Here is a 23543-nt window from a genome sequence, read left to right on the forward strand (position 1 = left end):
TTAGGTTTTCCTTAGCATTATCGCAACATGTTCAACCGTCGATCTGACAATGTAAATGCATGAAATTAAACTGTACATCTCACCAAAAAGAAGGGGAACGTTACACGCTTTTATTAAGGAATTCCCCTTCTTGAGATGTCTACTATGTGATAGATATTATAGTATGCACTCATATTATATGATTTGTTTTTAAATTGTAACTCCTTTAAAATAGGTAAAGTCAGGCAGGATTCAAAGCTTTTCACCCTACATATGTTGCATTCCGATGCAAGACCGCTTCATATCGAATTAACCGATCCGATGACAGATGACGAACACACATGGAGGAGATCAAAATGAGTCACAAAGGAAAAGTAGCAATTATCACTGGAGCAGGAAGTGGATTGGGCCAAGCGACTGCACTGAAGCTGGCAGAGAAGGGCGCATCTATTGTGGTCGTTGATCTCGTGGCAGAGACGGGTCAGGAAACTGTAAAACAGATTGAGAAGCTGGGCGGTAAAGCCATTTTTGTACAAACGGATGTAAGCAAGGCGAACGAGGTAGAGAATTATGTTAACAAAACGATCGAGGAATTCGGCCGAATCGACATGTTCTTCAATAATGCCGGGATCGCTGGTCCTGGTATCAAACTAATTGAGCATACTATCGAGCAGTTTGACCAAATCATTGATATTAACCTGAGAAGTGTATTTTACGGATTGAAGTATGTGATTACCGAAATGCTCAAAACAGGCGGTGGTTCCATCGTCAATACGGCATCTACAGCAGGTATTGTGGGTGTTCAAGCAGTTGCACCTTATGCAGCGACAAAGCATGGCGTAGTTGGACTAACACGTACAGCGGCCATTGAGTATGGCAAAGAAAACATTCGCGTGAATGCCATTGCCCCAGGTACGATTGAAACTCCAATGGTGGTTCAGTTCGGGAAGGATAATCCTGAAGTATTTAAAGCAACCCTTGACAGCATTCCATCCGGTCGTCTCGGTAAGCCTGATGAGATTGCCAATCTGGTATCCTTCTTACTGGGAGACGAAGCTCCTTATATTAATGGCGCTGTTTATCCCATTGATGGTGCTGTAACTGCACAATAAGGCACCAATCAGACTGGAATAAGAAAGAGAGGCTACTGTAATATCACAGTGCCTCTCTTTTTGCGTGTTATCATTTTTATTCTTAAACTTAAGCTCAATCATGCCACATTGGAAGATTTGCTCTGTGCTGTTGTGGCCATTGCCGGACGATAGGCAAGAATGATGATGATCATTGCAATTAGCACACCTACAGCTCCAATCCAGGTGATGGATGACAATGATACTGAGCTGACGGCGATTCCCCCAATACCGGCACCAGCAGCCATGGCCAATTGCATAACCGAGCTGTTCAAACTTAACATAATCCCGGACGATTCTGGAGCCATTGTAACCAGATTATATTGCTGTGTTGGGCCGGAAGACCAGGCGGAGAAGGACCATAGAATCAACACAATGAAGATGGCCACACCTGAATGAGCCGTGATGTTCAGCATCAGCATACTTACGACATGCAAGGCCATTCCCAGGATAAGTGTTCGCTTTACTCCCATACGATCGGCGCTGTATCCTCCAGATTTGGAACCAATCAGACTTGCGATTCCAAAAGCCAGCAAAGCGGAACTTAACAACGTTTCGCTCATGCCTGCAACAGATACCAAGTAGGGTGAAATGTAGGTATACGCAATAGAATAGCCTCCTAACCAGAAAAAGCTGACAAGTAGCGCAAATCCAATACGAGGTTGTTTGAGGAGCGCTAATTGTTTTTTCAAAGGAACGGGTGCTTCGCCTTCAGATGGCGGGATCGTAGATGCAATAACAATCATGGCAATCACACCCAAAATCGCGATACCTGCAAAAATAAGTTTCCAATCCCAAGCTGCAGCAACCATTCTTCCCAGTGGAACTCCCACAATCAGGGATGCGGTAAACCCCGTAATGACCGTTGCGATAGAGCTGGCCTGTTTGCCTGCAGGCGCTATTTTGGCAGCGACTGTCAAGGCTGTTACAACGACGACTCCGGCTCCCAGCGCCATGAGGACACGTGCAGCGATAAAGAGTCCATAACCAGGTAACAGGTAGGCCAAGACATTACCAACGACAAAAAGTCCCAGAAAGTAGAGCAGCAGCTTTCGTCGATCCAAGCGGGATGTTAAAGCGATAATGATGGGCGTACCGAGAGCATAAATGAGCGAAAAGATTGTGATCAGCTGTCCCACAGCAATCAACGATATATTCATGGTGTCCGAGATCCGATCTAGAATGCCTGCAATGACATATTCGGAGGTCCCTACAAGAAAGCTGACCAAGGCTAGGACATAGATTTTCCATGTGTTAGACATGAGTATATAACCTCTTTCTGATTATAATTATTATATTTTTAGAAATATAGAAATAAAGACGAGAGAACAGGATTAAGAAAAAACTAATCTACCAATGAGGCAAAGCGAGTACTTAATCTATCAAATGTACCGGGTGTTAAGGCAAAAGGGTATTTATACGACTACGATGAGGCTCAGCGGACCAGGTAGCATTACCAATATAATGATTTTATATTTCTAGTATTATGGAAATATAAAACAAAAATTTTACTTCTCCAACAGATATGGAACGAATCTCTGTACAGTGTCCGTATTCAGACTGTAGTAAATATACGTACCTTTCTTTTGTGAGGTCAACAAACCACAATCGGAAAGTTGTTTCAGGTGATGAGATAAAGTGGAGAGCGCCACGGTTACAAGCCGATTCTCTAAATCAGCTGGGCAGAGATTGCTTTCACCCGAAAGGATCTGAATGATTTTATATCGCGTTTGTTCTCCAAGAGCTTTGTGAATTTTCACAGCCTGTTCAGTATCAATCGGATTGGATTGCATCAAAATCGGTCCTTTCGTCTTTATTTCTTATTTCTATAAATATTGAAATAACTTTATCATGTCTTTTGAAAAAAGTAAACTCCCCGCAAAGATCGTTGTTTCCAGTTGAACATGAATCAACTGAAAGCAAAAACCTTTGCGGGGAGTTGGGAAGCCCATCTAAACTCACTTATTACAGGCGTTCAAGAGACTCAACATAATCTTTGGCATCTTTCAATGACAGGTTTCTCGCCTCACGAGCCTTTTTGATTGCAATTATTTTCTTGCCCTGTTGTGCAAGTGCCTGCAATTCTTTATCAAGTTCAGTCAGGTCAGCCTGTGCCGGTGGAAGTGGAGATACGTTCATTGCAGATTCGTTATAACTGAGAGGGGAGTGTGCGGTACTGCCTGAACCATTTTCCAGACGTTCAACATCCCTTTTCAATTCATTCAACTGGGTCTGCAAGCTGATGACGCGAACTAATAAGATAAGAATAAGAAATAAAAAAACGACTAAAACAATGGTGTTTATTTCCATGCAGTCAGGTGCCTCGCTTTCCTTGCTTCAAATACATATCTATTTAAGCTGTACCGGAATTTCCTTAACGCCTCGAACTATCATGCCGGGTCTCCATTCAAGTTCATTAACATCCGTCTGCAGCTGCATATCAGGAAAGCGGCGAAGCAGCGTATTAATGGCAATCTCGCCTTCCAGTCGCGCGAGAGGGGCTCCCAGACAGAGGTGAATGCCTTTGCCAAAGGCCAAATGTGCGCTCTTCTCGCGAGTGATATCAAAAACATCGGCATCCTTAAATTTCGCTTCATCCCGATTGGCTGAATCCAGCGCTACAATAACAATTTCGCCTTCAGCGATGTGATGTCCATGAAATTCAATGTCCTCGGATGCCCAGCGGGATGTGCTGAACTCAACCGGTCCGTTATAACGCAGCATTTCTTCTACGGCGTTATGGATTAATTCAGGCTGCTTGATCAACAGGTCGCGTTGCTCCGGGTGCTCCAATAGAGCGAGTACACCATTACCGATCAGGTTAACGGTTGTTTCGTGTCCGGCGATGATCAGCAGAGCAACTACACCGAGCAGTTCCTTTTCAGTGAGTTGTTCTCCAGATTCTTCTGCTACAACGAGCTGGCTGATCAGATCGTCACCCGGCTGATCGCGTACTTTGGCAAACCAAGCATTCAGGTAATCAATGAATTCCTTGGCATGCTTCTCAAACACTTCGGAATGCTCTGCACTTGTCGCATCGATGATGGAATTGGACCACAGACGAAATTTGTCCTGATCTTCAAGAGGTACGCCCAGGATCTCGCTGATCACAATGATCGGTAATGGAAAAGCAAACTCATCAATCAGATTCATCTTATCCTGAGAATTGAGATTATCCAGAAGATCGTCAGCAATATCTTGAATATGGCTTCTCATGCCCTCAATCAATCTGGGAGTAAAAGCCTTCTGTACGAGTCCACGTAACCGGCGATGATCAGGTGGATCGGAAAAAAGCATGTTATGCACGAATATATTTTGTTGATCGGGTCCATAACGTTTGACTACATCCTTACTGAAACGGTTGTCTTTTAATACTTCGACTGCATCCTCATATCGGCTAATAATCCAACCGAAATCACCCTGAGGGAACAGGATTCTGTAAATGGGATCATTCTGTCTCAGCTTTTCATATACGGGGTAAGGGTTCTGAGTAAATTCTCTGGTGAAGAACTCAGGCTGTGAAGTTTCATTAGTACTCAAATGGTTAATCTCCTCTCATCAAAAGCTCGTAATGTTACGAATCTTATCTGAGGGATTATATGTTAAGGCAAGTAGCTTCATACGAAAAGCCTGCATCACTATATATTCAATATTGGAACGATTGAAACCATGTTTTTGACTAAGAGATATGGTATGAAAAGCTTCATATTATACATACTTTAGCTGCTTGAACCATATTACGGAGCGTTTAATGAACTATAGGGACGTATGGCCTATAATATGAAGTTTTCTACTACAACAACGTGGATTCAACTTAGTTTTGAATGCAGTCGCCATAATGCAGCGATATAAGTAATTCACAATTATGCTACGAACTATGTCCATTGGCTCAGGAAGAATGCCGATAAGAAGGACGTTTCAACCATTTTTGGCGTTTTCTACGTTCGTTCAAAGGCTGCTGTGATAAGATAAAGCTTAATAAGAACATACGATCTGTTTATGCGAGAGGAGAAACCTTGACGATGGAGATGCTTAAGCCGCCCGCCGAGACACTATATGAGACAGAATTAAGGGCACTGCGAGAAGAAGATACGGGAAAACGCCCTCCAAACTGGCTGTTGTCCCCTACATATGTGCGTGATTTTATTATTGGCAGGGATAAACCAGCCATATTGGATGGAGAAGAGATCACGATTACGAGAAAATTTTATGGCAACGATGTGCTCATTGAACGTGCAGTAGTGACACTGGCAGGCAATCGTGGCTTGATGCTGGTAGGGGAGCCTGGGACAGCCAAGACTATGCTCAGTGAATTGCTAACCGCAGCCATTTCAGGTACCAGCCTAAACACAATTCAGGGTACGGCAGGTACAACCGAAGACATGATTAAATATTCCTGGAATTATGCCATGCTGCTGGATAAGGGCCCGTCCGAAGCCGCACTTGTGCCCTCACCTTTGTATAACGGAATGAAGAAAGGAATTCTTACTCGTTTTGAGGAGATTACACGTTGCCCCGCTGAAGCACAGGACAGCCTGATCAGTATTCTGAGTGACAAGGTAATGAGTATACCTGAGCTGGATGGTGGTGTGCTGTTTGCCAAACCAGGGTTTAACGTGATTGCTACGGCGAACATTCGCGATAAAGGTGTCAATGAAATGAGTGGTGCGCTGAAGCGCCGTTTCAATTTTGAGACGATCAAACCGATCAGCAGTGTGAAAATGGAAGCCAAGATTATTGAATCCCAGGCGCGAAGCCTATTATTACATAGCGGAATAGACACCGAGATTAATTCGGATGTGGTTGAATTGCTGGCCACGACATTTATGGAGCTTCGCACAGGAACGACGCGGGAAGGTTACAAGTTGGATACGCCCCAAGCGTCCATGAGTACGGCTGAAGCCGTATCTGTTTATGTACAGAGTGCAATGACTTCCTATTATTACGAAGACAAGGGAATCGCATTGGATCGGCTGGTGCAAAACATGTTGGGGACGATAGCGAAAGAAAGCGACAAGGATCTGTCCATCCTCAAAACCTACTTCTCTAAGGTCGTGAAGGAGCGGTCCAGAGAAGAGGGAATTTGGAAGGATTACTACGAGGAAAAGAAATGGATCGGTTAAGAGGAAAAGCGGATCTGGATGTTGCCCAGTTAAAGACGCTATTTGAGTCCCAGGTGTATAACCTGAACAACGGAACGCTTTATTTTCCCATACGCCATCATAGTCCAGCCTGTTCCTATCATTTGCTGCGATTGATTGAAGAATACAAGCCGGGCATCATTCTTATCGAAGGACCTGAGAGCGGCAATCCATTACTTCAAGTTCTGGCTGATGAGGCGACCATACCTCCTGTTAGTCTTTACTACACCTATGAGAGTGAAGAGGAGAGAGCGGCCTGTTATTATCCGATGCTTCGTTACTCTCCTGAATATGTAGCGCTCAAAGAAGCAGCTCGGCTGAGCATCCCTGCAACTTTTATTGACCTGGATTATCATCATTTCTCTAAGCCCAACAAGGCAGAACATCGGGAGAGGTCCATTCAAGACGAGACTTTGCTCGCAGGGTCTGAGTTTATCCACCGTTTATGTCAGAAAACAAACTGCCGAAGTTTCGATGAATTGTGGGAGAACGTATTTGAGATTGGTGGTCTGGAGAAGTCAACACAGGCATTTGTACAGGATGTATTCACGTACTGTACCTTATCCCGGATGTGTTATTCAGCGGAGCGCTTGCACAGTACAGGTGATTTGGTAAGAGAAGCTCATATGAGAAGTCGTATTAAACAGGCTGGGCAAGAGCATGAACGTGTGCTTGTTATCACTGGCGGATTTCATACGTATGGACTGCTGATACCCGAGAATCATGGGACGGACTCAGAAGAGATGACGTTGCAAAAGCATACGAAGGCTCAGAATTCGGTGCATCAGCAGATGTATCCCATGGTCTACACGTTTGCCGAAGCGGATCGGCTGAATGGGTATGCAAGCGGCATGCCTTACGTGAATTATTACGAACAGATCTGGACCCAGCTGCTCCGGCAAAAGAGCTCCGTGTATAATTTGACCGCTTTGGACTTGTTATCACGACTAACCCGCAAGCTGAGGGAAGGACATGAACATGTATCAACCAGCGATGCTATTGAGGCGTACAGTATGGTTCAGGGACTCGCAGGACTGAGAGGAAAAAGGGAAGGCGGAGTCTATGAGCTGATGGATGCAACACTTTCTTCCTTTGTTAAGGGTGAACTTACGTTAGCTTCAGACAAACCTCTGCAAGAACTACACAGATTGCTAACCGGAGATGTCATCGGAAAAGTAGCTCCCAACCCATTCAGTATTCCGATCGTTGAGGATTTCAAAGAACGTTGTACAGAATCAAAACTTCAAATTCGCACTACTGGCCAACATAAGAAAATACTTGATTTATATGCCAAACCAGATCATCGTCGGCAAAGTCAATTGTTTCAATGTATGGTCTATCTCGTTCCGGATTTCGCGAAGCGACAATCGGGCCCGGATTGGATTGCACAGCGCGACATGAACCTTGTTCGGGAGACGTGGGTATATACCTATTCATCCAGAATTGAGGCTCGATTAATCGAAAACTCGCTCTATGGAGGCACAATTCGGGAAGCCGCTACGCGCAAGATGGAAGAGGAAATGCAGGGAATACCGGATCATCACAGCGGTGACCTCACCAAATCCATGCTTCTGGCTCTGCTCATGGGCCTGCAGGATACCGCAATGAAGCTGTATGAACAAGTGAAGTCAGCGCTCCGAAAGGATGGGAATTTCTTGTCGTTGTGCGGAAGTCTGCATATTTTGAATCGAATTCAGCAGCATCGCAGACTTCTTGGGTTGTCTGAGGAACAGCAGCTTCTCAACCTCGTGTCCGAAGCCTATAACAATGCCGTGGACAAACTGATGCAGCTCTCAAGAACGAATCCGGATGAACATGAAGCGATTGTCCAGGGACTGAAGCTGCTTGCCATGCTGGCAGAATCGTCCGAAGAGCATTTTCGGGATGACCCATTCAGAGCACACCTGGATGAACTTCTGTCAGACAGCCAGCTTCCGGCACAGCTGGAGGGGGTGTGTATTGCCATATCTTCAGGACTTGGCGACAGGCATAGAGAAGAGATCGTGGATCGAGCACGTGCATATATCCGGGGATCGCAGGAACAGACTCGCCAGACTGCACTTTATCTACAGGGCGTGTTCTCTGTAGCACGGGACGCTTTTTTGTATGAAGATCAGCTTTTATCGGAGTTGAACTATATGATTGAGCAGCTTGATTATGAAGAGTTTATTCGCATGATCCCTGAACTTCGTTTGGCGTTTACATACTTTACTCCCATGGAGACAGGCCTGATTGCGGATCGGGTTGCGAACTTGCATCAGGTAGAGAACGAAGAGATGTCATGGCCTTCCGTTGACGAGCGATTGCTGATCCAGACGAAAACATGGGATGAAGCCCTTCGGAAGGAGTTTGACGCATGGAAGCTGATCTGAATGAGCTCAATACAACCAAGGAAATGGTGAAAGACAATGCAGAGCTGAATCGGGCGGAAACCTTAAACCGTTGGCGCCTTATTCTAGGTGAATCTGCCGAAGAAGGACTGTCGAATGCAGAAGACTACTCCCCTGATGATTTTAAATATACCGAAGTCGATGAGATTCTCGGATATCTGTATAATCGCGAATACGGTGAAGAGCAGGGTTACAGAAAAGGGGGAGGAAGGGGCCCCTCGGATCTTACCGTCCCCAAATGGTTGCATAAGGTCAGGGAACTGTTCCCGAAATCAACGGTAGAAATTCTGGAGAAACAGGCGCTTGACCGTTATGGCCTAACGGAATTGTTAACGGACAAAAAGCTGCTCGAATCCCTCGAACCCAATATGAACCTACTCAAGAACATTATGCAATTTAAAGGACGAATGAAAGGCGACGTATTAAAGAGCGCCAAGGAAATCGTACGAGTCGTGGTTGAAGATCTGCGACGCAAACTGGAATCTCAGACCAGAGCAAGCATTATGGGGAAACGCAGCCGTTATGCATCCAGTTCGGTGCGTTCCTTGCGCAATTTGAATTTCAAGCAGACGATTACCAAGAACTTGAAGAACTATGATAAAAACAATCGAAGATTTGTAATTGATCGTCTATATTTTGACGGGAATATCCAGTCTCACAACAAGTGGGACATCATCATTGGTGTGGATGAGAGCGGAAGCATGTTGGATTCAGTGATATACAGTTCGGTGATGGCCAGCATTTTCTATCGCCTGAATGCACTGCGAACGAAATTGTTCATTTTTGACACACAGGTTGTCGATTTGAGTGACAGGCTGGAAGATCCGGTAGATGTGCTTATGAATGTGCAGCTTGGCGGGGGAACGCATATTACCAAGGCACTCCGTTATGGTGAAACGTTAATCGAAAATCCTGGGAAAACGATATACATTCTCGTTAGTGATTTAGAGGAAGGTTACCCGATCCAGCACATGTATAAAGCATGTAAGGATATTCTGGATACGGGCTGCAAATTGCTTGTGCTGACCGCACTCGATTTTAACGGAGATACCGTGTACAACAAACATGCTGCGCAGACGTTATCCAATATGGGTGCACATGTAGCTGCGATTACGCCCAATGAATTGGCAGACTGGATTGGCGAAATTATTACTTAATGGTTATATACAAGATCATTTATAAACTTATTCAAGGAGGAATGTGTAATGTTAACCGCAGACCGTGCAGTAGAAGCTTTGGTGGAGAAGTTTGCAGAGGTGTGTTCCAATGAATATTCGTTGAAAACGGACCGGAGTTCGGAAATCATTGATTATGTGATGGGAACGACGGATAAGTTTCCTGATATGATGGGAGGTTCCAGCCATTATGCGTACCAGACGATAGAAGTACTCATGAAAATTGCCAAAAAAGATGACGGAGACATCTTTTTTCGAGCGGGAGCCATTGTAATTCATATGGAATCCAATTATTCCAGAAGAAATTCGTGGAGAACCGATGGTTTTACGCTCTGCCTTGGAAACGACTCGGAAGCTTATGGACTGAGTGGAAAGAGCAAAACCAATGATCGGATGGGCGGTTTGCTGTCCCGTTTGGAGAAAATCAATCGCTATGCTGGAGAGAAGGAAATTTTGGATGAATTAAAGAGCAGACTGAAGGGGAATTTCCATGATGTAATCAATGGAATGATACTCCTTCGACTCTATTCATATCTCAATGATAGCCCTTCTCATCTTGCCCAGGTACAACAGTTCACTCAATCTCTGCCTGCATTATTTCAACACGTGATGACCCATGATACAAGTAAGCTGCGGAACGAATTGCGTACATTGATTGAGCCACTGGTGGTTTGCAATTTTCAAACAAAACATAACAAATCTGCATATGAATTAAATGATGAATTTCTCCGGGAGAAGCATAATCAGGTTATAGCTGAGAACTATTCGAACACTTCTCTTTCCAAAAAGGAGCAACTGTCTTACAGTGAGTTCGACAAGACGATGATCCTTTTGAGTAATGCTTTGTTATATTTGGTTAACATCAGTGGCGGCAAACAACGTTTCCTTGAAAACAATAGTGAGACCGGTCTTATTTTGCTCGAAGCCATAAACCAATTACATGAGATCTATCCACTTGAAGTTCGGCGCTATTTGTTAAGTATGGATACAAGAACGAAAAATGCCAACGAATTGCTGTCAGGGCTGGTGCCCCTGGACGAGCCATATCAGCTCATCGAAATGTTGCGTAATGAACTCGAATCGTACACCATACCATGGCAATTTCTGCAATCAACGATTGTGAATGATCCGGAACAAGCAATTCGTGCATACCACATATTAAAACCCCCATTCCTCAAATTGTGTATTCAAAAAGTGCTGGAGGATCATGGAATCACAGTGCCAGATGTGGATGAAACGGTTGAACAAGCCGTATTCAGCGCTCTACGACATCCATTAGATGGAGGCAGACAGGGACTTGCGATTGCACGATATTTGAACGGTGAAAGCTCCTTTGAAGAATACTGGGAAGATCCGAATAGTCGAGGACTGTTTAATAACCTGAATCGTGACAAAAGGCGTGTTCATAACTTGATCAGTATTAGTTTCCTGCCTTTGAATTCGGAGGCGATGCGTCGGTTCGTGATTCTAACCACGTATCCCGAGTGGACACTGGATATCGTTTCTGATATGTATCAATCTTACGCGTTTAGCGGTGAGAAGCTGTTGGAACTTTACGGCCAAGATCCAGAGGTAAAACAAGAGAAATTGCTGTCCAGTCTGATTTCTCTCAACGGTATGACCGATTATAAGTACAAATCGATGCCTCAGGATGAATATCGACGGATCATTCAGCAAAATCTGGACTTTGCTCTGGGACAGTACAAGAAACTGCCCACGGACACGCGTATCTTAATTTTGGAAATCACCTTTGAACAACGTCACGAGCTATCGACTAAACAGGTAGCTGAAGCGATTCGTGCTGGATTGCAGGATTCATCCAAAAAGGCAAATGGCGTGGCGTTATCTGAATTCAATCGGATTCCTGACCAGGACTTATATACGGCAATATACCGGTCGGAGAAAAAAACGGGTGTGAAAGAAATGGCTCTGAGCGCCATCCGCAGTTTGGATCATAGCAAGGATATATACCTTGAGCTTCTGAAGGGTGAGAAGTCTGCCGAATGGAAGAACCTGATTCAAATTCTGCTGGATACCGCGGATCAAAGCCCAGAGTATGCTCATGCGGCGCTTGCAGATCAGGCAGATGCCAAAAAGCTGACCAGACTAAGCTGGTTGTCCTTGAACGATCTTCCTTCTCTGATACGTTCAGAGGACAATCAACCATTAGATGATCGAATCAAGCAATATATCTTGGTGCAATCAATAGATCATACATCTGCGCCGAACGAAAGACTGAATGAACTACGTGAGTATGTAAGCCAGGAATCGCTCGCAAGGTTTGCGAGCGAGCTGCTACAGTTATGGATTCAGGAGAGTGCCTCTGCGAAAGAGAAGTGGGTAATGTACCTCTCGGCACTCTTTGGCGATACTCAAATTGTGAATATATTGGCTCCCCAAATTAAGGAATGGACAGAAAACAGCCGAGGCGCCATTGCAGCTGATGCTGTAAAAGTACTGGCCTATCTTAAGGAACCTTCTGCTCTTATGGCGATTGACAAGATTAAACGCAGTGTGAAGAACCGCCAGGTTAAGGGTGCGGCTGAAGAAGCGTTGCAGCTGGCAGCGGAAAATTTGGGACTCTCCTCGGAACAATTGGAAGATCGACTCGTCACCACACTTGGTTTTGATAAGAATGGAACGATGCAGCTGAGCTACGGGGAGCGTTCATTCCTGATTAAAGTGAATGGAGATATGCAGGTCGTTGTTGTAAATGAAGAAACGGGTAAATCTGTGAAGAGTCTACCTGCTCCTGCACAGAAAGATGATGCTGAACTTGCAGCACAATCTAAGGCGCGTTTCACACAATTGAAGAAGGATCTCAAAACAATGGTTAACATCCAGGCGCAACGTCTGGAAGAATCTTTGTCAAAACAACGGCTGTGGTCGGCTGATGAGTGGACAGCATTGTTTTTACAGAATGTAATCATGCAGAAATTTGCTGTAGGTCTGATATGGGGCACATATGAAGATGGTCAGTTGGTCACCACATTCCGTTATATGGAGGATGGCACGTTTAATACCGTCGATGAGGATGAATATGAGCTGCCTTCGGGATCGCTGGTGGGATTGATTCATCCACTCGAACTTGACCAATCTACGCTCGAAGGATGGAAAACGCAGCTGGAGGATTATGAGATCAAGCAGCCGTTTGAGCAGCTGAATCGTCAAATTCATGTGCCTGAGGATGAAGACAAAAACAAGGTTGAATATGACCGCTTGCCGGAGTCTGATTTCTCTCCCACCGCATTCCCCAAAGCATTGGAGAAATACGGATGGATCAAAGGTCCAGCACAGGATGGCGGCTGGTATCATGAATTTTACAAAGAATATGGAGATCTTATCGCAGAACTGCGCTTCAGTGGTACCAGCATTTCATATTATGAAGGATTGGAAGATATCACGCTGGAATCTCTGCACTTCTTTAAACCTGGCAGTCAGAAACACTATTATTATAGCGATCACAAGTCCATTGCTTTGGGTGAAATTGCAGGTCGTGTGTTCAGTGAGACGATCTATGATATTTTAAGAGCGTCAGGACGTTGATCACGTGAGTGGATTTGAACAGAAATTCCGGATATTTTCGAAGCTGTGTACAGAGGATTATTTGATTCGACATGCCAACAAAGGGTTGTACAAACGGTCTCTGAAAGAGTTGGATATTGGCGTGACTGTGCAATACACTTGGAACGAAGCCTCTGTGGGTTGTCAGTTGAGTGATGGTACACATTGTACACTTGAAAATACGCTGGATCATTGGGAGTGCTCCTGTCCGGCAGACAACATTTGCAAACATATACTGATTTCGATTTTGTATTATCAACGGGAACATCAGACAGAAGATACATTCAATCAGGGTGAAGCATCGTCATCAGCAGAGTTGGAACCTGAGTCTGGTCTGGTAACGGAGTCCCGCTTCCGCTGGATGGTGGAATCGGATCTTGCTCCTTTGATTAAGTCGTATAGCTCTTCCTTAATTGAGGAGGTTCTGTTCCGATTAAGATATCCGGAGCAGATTGAAGTATTGGAAGATACTCTTCTAACAGTGCGTCTAGTGAAACAAGAAATAGAGGTTTCGTTTACAGAAGAAGCTAGTCTGGCTAAGGCCCTGTGCAAAGTAAAACAAACTGCCGGCAATATGGCCAAACTTGAAGCATTATTACGGTATCGGATGCAACAAGGTTTGGCTGATACGGAAGCCATAAGTGGAAGAGTCCATGATGCCACGTTTTCACTTCAAACGGTGCGGGAATGTCGTTCCATGCTGACAGGTCTGCTAAAGACGGGACTTGCTCGTCTACCACAATCGTATATGGCTCAATTGGAGACACTGGCGATTGCGGCCCATAGTGGTCATCTTCCTGACGTTGAGCGGAGTTTACGCGGGATTCAGGGGGAACTGCAATTGTTTTTTAACCGACATGTACGGTTCTCCATGCAATCGATGCTTGATCGGGTAAGCAAGTTGTATCTTGCATTACAGGTGCTTGAACAAGAGAAGGTATCTGCATTCAAACAAAGTCAGCTCATTGGCAGTTTCCGAAGTAAATACTATACGGTTCCAGAGCTGCATCTGTATGGATTGGGTGCTGATGCATGGGAGACACGCTCTGGTTACCGTGGAATTACTTATTATTTCTATTGCTTTGATGATGCGGAGATCTATACGTACAGCGATGTGCGGGCGGTATACTATGAAGATAATCAGTTCTCATATACAGAGCATTATGGTTCCTTCACTCCATGGCTGCCCAATCTGACTTTTCGTCAATTTTCCGGGGAAGAGGTGCAGTTTCGCTCGGTCAAAGCAAATGAAGAGCATAGACTCTCCTCCGGGGAAGGTGCAAAACTTACGTTACTGCCCCGAACAGGAGTTGAAGAGGTGAATCTGGGCAAGTACATGCAAGATATACCCTCCGTACTCGCTGAGGATGCACGCTCATTTGAGTTGTTTTCCGTTCCGAAAGAACGACTGGCGATGATCAAGGTTGCCCGGGTTGTAGAGCATCGCTTCGATAAGAAATCACAGGACTTTATTCTAACGATGGAGAGTGACCATGGGGAGACGTTGGATCTGACTCTTCCTTATTCAACGGAATGGGAGACCATGATCAAAAGGTTGGAGTCGGGTTATGGAACAGGAACACTCGAAAACTTTTATGCTTTCGTGCGTATAGAGCAACAACGGATATACCCGATCAGCTTCCTGAAGGGTCCAACAGTGATCAGTCTGAAACTGGATACGGGTTATGGAAGGACGGGGAGAATTGGAAGACTATAGTCAGTTGATGCAGAAGATCAGCAGCTGGTCAGAAGAGCTGTTTCTTCGCGGGTTATCCCAATTCACACTGAAAGATATTGAAGTATTGGAACAGCTAATCGTGGAGACCTCGAGGTTCCAAATGACTTTCCTTCGTGAAATATTGGAACACATGATCGAAGAGGGACGAAAAACCGCTTTGGGGAGCGGCGATGAGGAGCTTATGTTGCTTCATTATTGCCGCCTCACACAGTATGTACAGCTCAGCACTCAGGAATCATCCTGAACGGATTTACACATAAAGAATTGCAGAAGCATGAGCCTCTGCAATTCTTTATATTTCATTTGAGTAAATTAGGATTTTGAACCTCCAAAGTTAACGGTTATATTCGCTGAGATGTCATATCCCCGCTTATGATGCATACCCATACCATTAGGCGAATGCTGTCTTAAGGAGGAAACAGGCATGTCCATGAGTGAACCTCTGTTAACGCAAATTGTCAATCAACATATCCCGGCTGACGCGACTGTCGTCACCATTGATAAACCGGTCAAACATCCGGCCATTTACGCTTCAGATTTAACCGGAGACGGAATGCCGGAAATTGCTGCTGTATATGAGCAGGGCGGAGAATTAATGCTGCTAGTTCTGAAATTTTACCAGGGTCATTGGATCAAGATGTCTTTGACGAAAGGTTTGGGTTATGGTGTTACCTTGCTGACAGCGGCATCGGTGACATCCACGGCGCGGAACAATCTCATTGTCGGCTGGCAGATCGGTGCGATCTGGTCGAAGCTTGCTGTATACGATTGGACGGAATCAGGACTGACAGATCAGGCGCCAGAAGATTTGTATTACAGCCATGCGGAAATCATTGATATGCCGGGTCACCACGGCAGAGATGGCAAAGTAGAAATTGCACTCTGGATTCATGATACAGGTGAAGCTTATCGGGTCGAGATCATCCGCTGGCAGAATGGTAAATGGGTTCCCGCAACAGATGTATATCCGTATTACTTCCCTAAGGTCGTACAGTATTACGAACAATTGGCAGAACAACATCCAGATTATATTTTCTATTGGTATTATCTTGCGGACGCTCAGTATAAAGCCGGATTATTTCCTGCTGCACTCGTTTCGGTCCAAAAAGCGCTAAGTTTCAGTGACCCCTACCCTTCACGGGAAGTTCTGCTTGATCTGGAAAAGAAGATTAGGCAAGCCATGGGCACAGAGGGACCGCGTGAAACGACGTGGTTATTTCCGATATCGGTTAGAACAACAACTGGAACCCGGTGGGGTTATATGGACGCCCAAGGTCGTATTCGTCTTGAACCGATACTTGACGATGCCCAAGACTTTCAACGAAATGGCCTGGCTGTCGTCGTAAAAGACGGGAAGACTGGCATCATCAATCTTAACGGTCAATTTGTCGTTCAACCTGTATACGATTCCATTAATTCTTTCACAGAAGGTCGGGCCATAGTCATTGATTCCCAAGGGTTCAAGATGATTGATGAACAAGGCGCAGTATTGACCAAACGGGCATATCCGTTTATTGCCGATGTGAAGGACGGCCGAGCGCTATTTTACCTTTCAGACAGCAGTCAGGCAGGAGGGGAAGTCAGTCGTTACGGTTATTTGGATACCTCTGGAAATGAGGTCATTCGGGCGCAGTTCGCTTCAGCGAACGATTTTCAGGATGGCAAGGCCGTTGTACAGATCAAAGATAATGAATATGCGTTAATTAATCGAAATGGTCAGCGGCTGGCGACGTATCCATATGCCTATGTAGGACCTCTGGGTGACGGATTACTTCCTTTTCAGAAAGAAGCATCGGGTAAATACGGTTATATCGACGAAAGTGGTCATGTCCGAATTCAGCCGAGCTTTACCTCGGCATTTCCGTTCAGTGGTGGGTACGCTATTGTGAATACAGCGGAGGATTACAACTCCATCTATGGCGTTATTAATACTCAGGGCACATTTACCATCCAACCCGCCTACAATGACATTCGAGATCTGGGAGAACATCGGCTGGCCTTGGGGCAAGCGATTGATCCCAAACAGTCTTTTATCGGATCGGTCTATGCAATTGCAGATGTCAATGGTAGGAAACTTTCGGATTTTGTATATACGGATGTATCGAATTACAAGGGAGGGCTGGCTTCAGCCACAAATGGAACACAAACGTTCTTTCTGGATCTAAATGGCCGACCTGCATCAGGATACCCCCGTGTTGAAGGCTCGGGCACACTCGAATTGGTAGCTCCCGATCTGATCAAGGCATATGTGGACCAGCGTGTATCCTATGTAAACCGAACCGGGCAGATCATCTGGCGCCAAAATACAATCGTTCCTCTTCACCCGCCTTATCGTGTACGGGAAGAGAAATATAAGCCAAACCCCGATTACCTCGTGTATTATCCGCAGGTGGAAGGGTTAACCGATCAAGCCGTTCAGCTTGCAGTAAACGCCAAGTTAAAGGCACTTTCCCAAGTGAAGCCAATCCCCGCGGATCAGAAGCTGGATTACACGTATACAGGGGGTTTTGATATTACGTTCTACCAACAGCAATTGCTTCAACTCAAACTTACGGGTTATAACTACCCGGCTGGTGCAGCACACGGCATGCCAACGATGATCTATGCGATCATTAATCTGAGCAGTGGTCAGATGTATGAACTCAAGGATTTGTTTAAACCGAACAGTGATTATGTGAAGGTACTTAGCAAAATCGTAGGAGATCAGATCAAGAATGATCCGCAGTACTCTTATGTTTTTCCGGACACGTATGAGGGAATCAGCCCGGATCAGCCTTTTTTTGTCACAGCGGATGCACTGCATCTATATTTTAGCCCTTATGAAATCGCTCCTTATGTCGCGGGATTTCCGACATTTACAATTCCTTTTACGCAGATCAAGGATATCATTAATACAGAGGGTTCATTCTGGAAAGCTTTTCACGAGCAGCCGTAACCAATCCATGTCACCCCGTAACCTAATGCCTACGAATGGTGTTTAGATAGGGGAGGGGATTTGGATTGTTGCTGAATGCGGTTCAACGTTTTCTGGTTTTAGGGATTGAGTTTGTTATCGTGATGCTGAGTGCTGTGGTCGCACTTGAATTTCTGGAAGGGTTCAAAATTGGAACGAGCGAGTATTATGGTTTGCGGAATGCGGGTCACATATTTTTTCTACTGATTTTTATCACCTTTAGTCCATATGTATTCGCATTTTATACTGTAGTTGTAAGTCCAATTTCATGGCTTCTGCGTAAATATGTTCCTTTTGTTATTGCCAGGGTGTTTGTATATAGTGCTGGTTGCGGGTTATTAGGTTCATGGGTATTTGAGCAGATGTTCAGTGACTACATGATCGAGTCGTATTATCTGAACCGAGCGACTTCCATCTGGCTATTTGCGCTTGCGGGGGTGATTTACGCAATAGTAGAAAATAGGGTTTTGCAAAGGAATAAGGTGCGAGCAGAGAACATTGAAATTTCGAATAAAGTATGAGAACTATAAGGGTGGTTAGGATCTTTCAAAGAGATCAATTTTCTGCCCCGGATTATTCATAACGAAGTTAGCCAGTCTTCATCGGTAAGAGGCCATATGTTCCATATGGTCTTTTTATGTTTGCCTGAATTTTCATTTGAAATAATTCTGAATGATCCATTTATTATCCGTATAGAGGTATTTTTGCTCCGTATTGAGGTAGTAGCTAATCAATGGGCTGTGAGATATTAATTGGGCGTATATAACACTGCGCGATATTGAGAATGATTATTAATGTCAGGAGGAGCGGGATGAACACCACATCTGAAGTATCCGGTTTAATGGAAGTAACCAAAGAGCGTAAAGGTTTGCTGATTACAGCAAGTATCTTCTCGATTTTATCGAGTCTGCTGCAAATAGTTCCATTTATCGGAGTGTATAAAATCGTCGAAGAACTGTTAATCCATGCTCGGGAGCCATCTGGCCTGGACAGGGATTTGCTGATGTATTGGGGATTAGTCTCTTTTGGAGCGCTGATCGCCGGACTTATTGCGCTTTATATTGGAGGCATGTGCTCGCATATCGCTGCGTTCAACATCCTGTACCAGCTCAGAGTAAAGCTTGCCGACCATGTGGCAAAAGTGCCGATGGGGTATCACACTCGAACTGCGACAGGTGAGCTGAAAAAAATCATTGAAGTTAGCGTTGAGAAAATAGAGAAGTTTATCGCGCATCAGCTTCCCGATCTCGTAAGTGCGATTGTCATTCCACTGGTGCTGCTTTGCTATTTGTTCTGGCTAGATTACCGTATGGCACTGGTCTTGCTAGTTCCCATGATTATCGGGTTCTGGCTGCAAAGCAGCATCTTCCGAAATGAGCGGGGGCGTCAGGCATATCGTGATTTTCAGCATGCGATTGAAGAGATGAACTCAACAGGGGTTGAGTACGTAAGAGGAATGCCGGCGGTAAAAGTATTCGGTATTACAGCGGACTCGTTTCTCACCTTTAAACAGGCAGTAACTCGTTATCGCGATATCTCGTTGAGAATAACCGATTTATGTAAAACGTCGTATGGCATGTTTTTCATCATCATAATTTCGCTGGTTACCTTTATTGTTCCGATCGGCATTTTACTTTCCAGCGGAAACGCAGGCAATCAGTCTTTTGCGATCACCTTTATTCTATTTCTGATCATTACACCAAGTTTGTCCGCGCCACTCTTGAAGCTGATGTATCTGGGCAGTGGCATGCGTGAGATCGTGGAAGGTCAGAATCGAATCAAGGCTGTATTTGCCGAGTCGGTTGTACAGGAACCTCTCTCTCCGCAAGTGCCCGATACATATGAGGTGGCTTTTCGGCAGGTATCCTTTGCTTATGAACAAAAGGATAGCGAAGCGTTCAAACCTGTACTTCAAGAAGTTGATTTTGTAGCTAAAGCAGGAGAAATGACCGCATTGGTTGGACCTTCGGGTGGCGGAAAATCTACCATTGCCAATCTGCTTCTGCGTTTCTGGGACGTGCAGCAAGGCGAAATTACAATTGGCGGGGTTCCTATTCAGGAAATGGGGACAGAGAAGTTAATGGAGACGGTTTCGTTTGTATTCCAGGACGTACATCTGTTCTACGACACGATTGAGGAAAATATCCGCATGGGCAATACAGCTGCATCGCGGGATGATGTCATTGCTGCGGCTCGAACAGCTTGTTGTCATGAGTTTATTGAGAATCTGGATGAGGGATATGACACCAAAATTGGAGAAGGTGGTACGTACCTGTCTGGTGGTGAAGCTCAACGGATTGCCATTGCGAGAGCTTTACTCAAGGATGCTCCCATTCTTGTATTGGATGAAGCGACAGCATATGCGGATGCAGAAAATGAACATAAGATCCAGCAAGGACTGGCCCAACTAGTTCAAGGTAAAACGGTCCTGATTATTGCTCATCGTCTAACAACGATTCGGGCAGCTGAACAGATTCTGGTCATTCGTCAGGGTACCATTGTTGAGCGAGGTACACATGATCAATTACGCGAGGCAGACGGTTTGTATGAGAAGATGTGGCAGGCTCATATTCATGCAGCTTCGTGGAAGCTTGGAGGTGCGAAGCAATGAGGAACTATTTATACAATATATCGGGTGGAAACCCCCGCAGTCTGCTTCCCTCCATCATAGCCGCCATTCTGGACGGGATTGCCAAGATCGTTCCGGCTGCGCTGCTCGTTGATATTTTCAATACGATATACAAATCCTTCGCTGAACCGGATAAAGGACTGGACATCCAGCGAATGTGGGTGGTGTGCTGCATTCTGTTTGCATGGCTTTTGGTGGAATATGCGGCTTACTCTTCTCTCTATGATAAAACTTATCGGGCAGCATACAGCCTCGCCGCAACGGGACGTTTGAAGCTGGCTGAACATATTCGTCATCTGTCATTGGGTTTCTTCGGCAAAAGGGACCCGGGAGATCTGACCAATCTGATTCTGAGTGATTATGGACAGGTAGAGCATACGATCTCTCACAATCTGTCACAGCTCATCAGCGCAATTGTGCTGCCGGTGTTGGCTTTTGCTGGACTGCTGTTTGTAGATTGGCGAATGGCAGTGGCGATGTTCATCGCTGTTCCACTGGGGGTGGCCTTGTTATGGATGACAGACTCCATTCAGGCTCGCTTAAGCGAGAATCATGTGAGAGCCAAGAACGAAGCGGCCAGTCGGCTGCAAGAGTATTTAACGGGTATTCGTGAGATCAAAGCCCACAATATGGGCGGAGAACGATTTGAACGACTGCGTCGTTCTTTTGACGAGTTGAAGTCGGCATCCATTCGGTTGGAAGGCATTATGGGTCCGATGATTATGGGCGCGATGTTGCTTGCGCGTTCCGGCATGATGTGGATGATTTTGGCGGGGAGTTATTTGCTTGCTGGCGGGGAATTGACATTGCCGATATTTTTGCTGTTTTTGCTAGTCGGTACCAAAGTGTTTGAACCTCTGACCGTTGCGCTGATGAGTTATGGCGAGATGCGGTACTCCGCATATAGTGCACGGCGCATTATGGAAGTGCAGCAGGAGGCGCCGATGACAGGAACAGGAAGCGTACAACCTAATCAGGCCATTTCGTTTGACCGCGTAACCTTTGGTTATGATGATGAGCTGCCTGTGCTGAAGAATTTGTCGTTTACCATTCCTCCGCACACCATTACTGCACTTGTAGGGCCTTCCGGCAGTGGTAAAAGTACGGTTACCCGTCTCATTGCGCGTTTCTGGGATGTGCAGTCAGGTTCCATTACGATTGGCGGGCAGCCAATTAACCGTATGGACCCGGAGAAACTGTTGGAGGATATCTCTGTTGTCTTCCAGGACGTATATCTGTTTCAGGATACAATCGGTAACAACATACGTGTAGGGAAGAAAGAGGCTACCCAGGCAGAAATTGAAGAAGCAGCACGTCGGGCTTGCTGTCATGAGTTTATCGCAAGTCTGCCTCAAGGATATGACACGTTAGTGGGAGAAGGAGGCTCGACGTTATCTGGTGGGGAAAAACAGCGTATATCGATTGCACGTGCGTTGTTGAAAAATGCATCCATCGTATTGCTGGACGAAGCTACGGCATCACTTGATCCAGAAAATGAAGCCGCAGTTCAGCAAGCGATTAACGAGCTGGTCGCGAACAAAACGGTAATTCTAATCGCTCATCGTTTGAAAACGATCCAAAATGCGGATCAGATCCTTGTCCTGGATCAGGGCCAGCTTGTGGAACAAGGAACGCATGAGCAATTATTGCTAACATCAGGTATCTATTCGCGTCTGTGGCAATTACAGCATGATGCCGAGGGATGGCAAGTAAAAGTAAATGTGTAGAATTGGAGAGGAGAATAGTTCAAATGTTAAAACGAATTCATATATGGATTGCATTATGCTCCATGCTGATGCTTGCGGCTTGCGGAACTGAACAGACAAGCAGTCAGGAGGTTCGTTCGTCAGAGGGAACGACGCAAGCGACAACGAAAGTCATCACCAATCCAAATGGAGAAGAAGTCACAATCCCCCTTAATCCGGAGCGGATTGTGGATCTGTCCGGCTCAACAGAGGAATTACTGATCGTTGGCAAAACGCCTGTCGCAACAACCAGCGCCGATTATGGGCAGCAAGATCAGATCACTCCACCCCTTAAAGACAAGTTGGATGCAAGTACCTTGGTTCTGGGGTGGTTGGGCAGCAAATTCAGTATAGAAGCGGTGACTGCATCGAACCCGGATCTGATCATTCTGGGAAAGGATTTTAATACAGATCAGTATGAAACCTTATCCTTGATTGCACCGACAATTGTTTTGCCATACTCGTATTATGATTGGAGAGAACGTCTGACGTTCCTAGCAGATACGTTCGGAGAAGAAACCAAAAAGGATGAGTTCCTGGCTAAATATGATGCAAAGTCGGCTGAGTGGAAGCAAAAACTCGAATCGGCTGTGAACGGTGAATCTTTTGCGGTCATCGAAACCTATCCTAACAATCTGGTGATCTATTCGAATAAAGGTGCGGCAGAGATGTTGTACGGCGAGTGGGGCCTAAAACGTACAGAAGGTATTCCTGAGCCCGAAGGCTGGGGAGGCAAACAGATTAGTATAGAGGCGCTAATCTCCGTCAATCCGGACCAGCTGGTGCTGATGGAGAATAGCGAGAACAAAATGGAAGACAGCAAGGTGTGGAATAACATGAATGCCGTCAAGGATGGGAAGATTTATAAAATCTCCAGTGTAGATAACTACAATTATTCTTATACGGCTATGGGACGGATGGAGCTTATGGATCGTTTGGGTAACCTGATTTTGGAAGGACAGAAGTAACGCTGAATAGAAATATAACGAAAGATTAAAAAGTTAAACGGTTCGCCATGGATAGGCTTCTCAACAAAAGTTGAGGGGCCTATCTTCATTCCTTGAAAAGGATGATTAAGAACTTAATGGAATATTTTTCT

General features: G+C 45.3%; 16 protein-coding genes. 12 read left to right on the plus strand and 4 right to left on the minus strand.

Annotated elements, in window-relative coordinates; all coding sequences use genetic code 11:
- Positions 1-335 precede the first annotated feature (335 nt).
- A complete protein-coding gene (locus PTQ21_RS21430; protein WP_076288692.1) occupies positions 336-1091 on the plus strand; it encodes an SDR family NAD(P)-dependent oxidoreductase in 756 nt (251 codons plus the stop codon).
- Between the two features lie 98 nt (positions 1092-1189).
- Here PTQ21_RS21430 and PTQ21_RS21435 read toward each other — a convergent pair whose 3' ends face one another.
- The 4 genes from PTQ21_RS21435 to PTQ21_RS21450 all read right to left on the minus strand — a co-directional run bounded on the left by PTQ21_RS21435 (position 1190) and on the right by PTQ21_RS21450 (position 4649).
- Positions 1190-2371 carry an MFS transporter gene (locus tag PTQ21_RS21435; RefSeq protein ID WP_274567063.1) on the minus strand — a complete coding sequence of 394 codons (1182 nt, stop codon included), beginning with the start codon at positions 2369-2371 and terminating at the stop codon, positions 1190-1192.
- A gap of 246 nt (positions 2372-2617) precedes the next feature.
- On the minus strand, positions 2618-2902 hold the full coding sequence (locus PTQ21_RS21440) for an ArsR/SmtB family transcription factor (RefSeq protein WP_063563870.1): 285 nt from the start codon (positions 2900-2902) through the stop codon (positions 2618-2620).
- A gap of 172 nt (positions 2903-3074) precedes the next feature.
- Positions 3075-3419 (minus strand): ribosomal L7/L12 family protein, encoded by a 345-nt coding sequence (locus PTQ21_RS21445; protein ID WP_064638052.1) that lies wholly within the window; start codon positions 3417-3419, stop codon positions 3075-3077.
- 39 nt (positions 3420-3458) lie between these two features.
- Positions 3459-4649, minus strand: a complete 1191-nt coding sequence (locus PTQ21_RS21450) for a cytochrome P450 family protein (protein WP_274567064.1) — start codon at positions 4647-4649, stop codon at positions 3459-3461.
- 482 nt (positions 4650-5131) lie between these two features.
- On the opposite strand from PTQ21_RS21450, the gene PTQ21_RS21455 reads away from it, so the two are divergent.
- The 11 genes from PTQ21_RS21455 to PTQ21_RS21505 all read left to right on the plus strand — a co-directional run bounded on the left by PTQ21_RS21455 (position 5132) and on the right by PTQ21_RS21505 (position 23412).
- Positions 5132-6232, plus strand: a complete 1101-nt coding sequence (locus PTQ21_RS21455; protein ID WP_079695947.1) for an ATP-binding protein — start codon at positions 5132-5134, stop codon at positions 6230-6232.
- Complete coding sequence (locus PTQ21_RS21460) at positions 6220-8622, plus strand: DUF5682 family protein (protein ID WP_274567065.1); 2403 nt, start codon at positions 6220-6222, stop codon at positions 8620-8622. The genes PTQ21_RS21455 and PTQ21_RS21460 overlap by 13 nt, the downstream gene beginning before the upstream one ends.
- Positions 8623-8645: 23 nt before the next feature.
- Positions 8646-9797, plus strand: coding sequence for a VWA domain-containing protein (locus PTQ21_RS21465; protein ID WP_274570544.1), 1152 nt, complete (start codon positions 8646-8648; stop codon positions 9795-9797).
- Between the two features lie 48 nt (positions 9798-9845).
- Positions 9846-13361: a DUF4132 domain-containing protein gene (locus tag PTQ21_RS21470; RefSeq protein WP_274567066.1), complete on the plus strand. Its 3516-nt coding sequence runs from the start codon at positions 9846-9848 to the stop codon at positions 13359-13361.
- A gap of 4 nt (positions 13362-13365) precedes the next feature.
- A complete protein-coding gene (locus PTQ21_RS21475; RefSeq protein ID WP_274567067.1) occupies positions 13366-15096 on the plus strand; it encodes a hypothetical protein in 1731 nt (576 codons plus the stop codon).
- A 7-nt stretch (positions 15097-15103) separates the two neighbouring features.
- Positions 15104-15361: a hypothetical protein gene (locus PTQ21_RS21480; RefSeq protein ID WP_274567068.1), complete on the plus strand. Its 258-nt coding sequence runs from the start codon at positions 15104-15106 to the stop codon at positions 15359-15361.
- A 180-nt stretch (positions 15362-15541) separates the two neighbouring features.
- A complete protein-coding gene (locus tag PTQ21_RS21485; protein WP_274567069.1) occupies positions 15542-18052 on the plus strand; it encodes a WG repeat-containing protein in 2511 nt (836 codons plus the stop codon).
- A gap of 65 nt (positions 18053-18117) precedes the next feature.
- Positions 18118-18591, plus strand: a complete 474-nt coding sequence (locus PTQ21_RS21490; RefSeq protein ID WP_063563861.1) for a hypothetical protein — start codon at positions 18118-18120, stop codon at positions 18589-18591.
- A gap of 290 nt (positions 18592-18881) precedes the next feature.
- Positions 18882-20681: an ABC transporter ATP-binding protein gene (locus PTQ21_RS21495; RefSeq protein WP_274567071.1), complete on the plus strand. Its 1800-nt coding sequence runs from the start codon at positions 18882-18884 to the stop codon at positions 20679-20681.
- Entirely contained in the window at positions 20678-22426 is a 1749-nt protein-coding gene (locus PTQ21_RS21500; protein WP_274567072.1) for an ABC transporter ATP-binding protein, read from the plus strand. Before PTQ21_RS21495 ends, PTQ21_RS21500 begins: the two co-directional genes overlap by 4 nt.
- Before the next feature lie 23 nt (positions 22427-22449).
- Positions 22450-23412 carry an ABC transporter substrate-binding protein gene (locus PTQ21_RS21505; RefSeq protein ID WP_274567073.1) on the plus strand — a complete coding sequence of 321 codons (963 nt, stop codon included), beginning with the start codon at positions 22450-22452 and terminating at the stop codon, positions 23410-23412.
- Positions 23413-23543: the final 131 nt, after the last annotated feature.

Origin of the sequence: Paenibacillus marchantiae (genome assembly GCF_028771845.1) — a bacterium.
Lineage (GTDB): Bacteria > Bacillota > Bacilli > Paenibacillales > Paenibacillaceae > Paenibacillus > Paenibacillus marchantiae.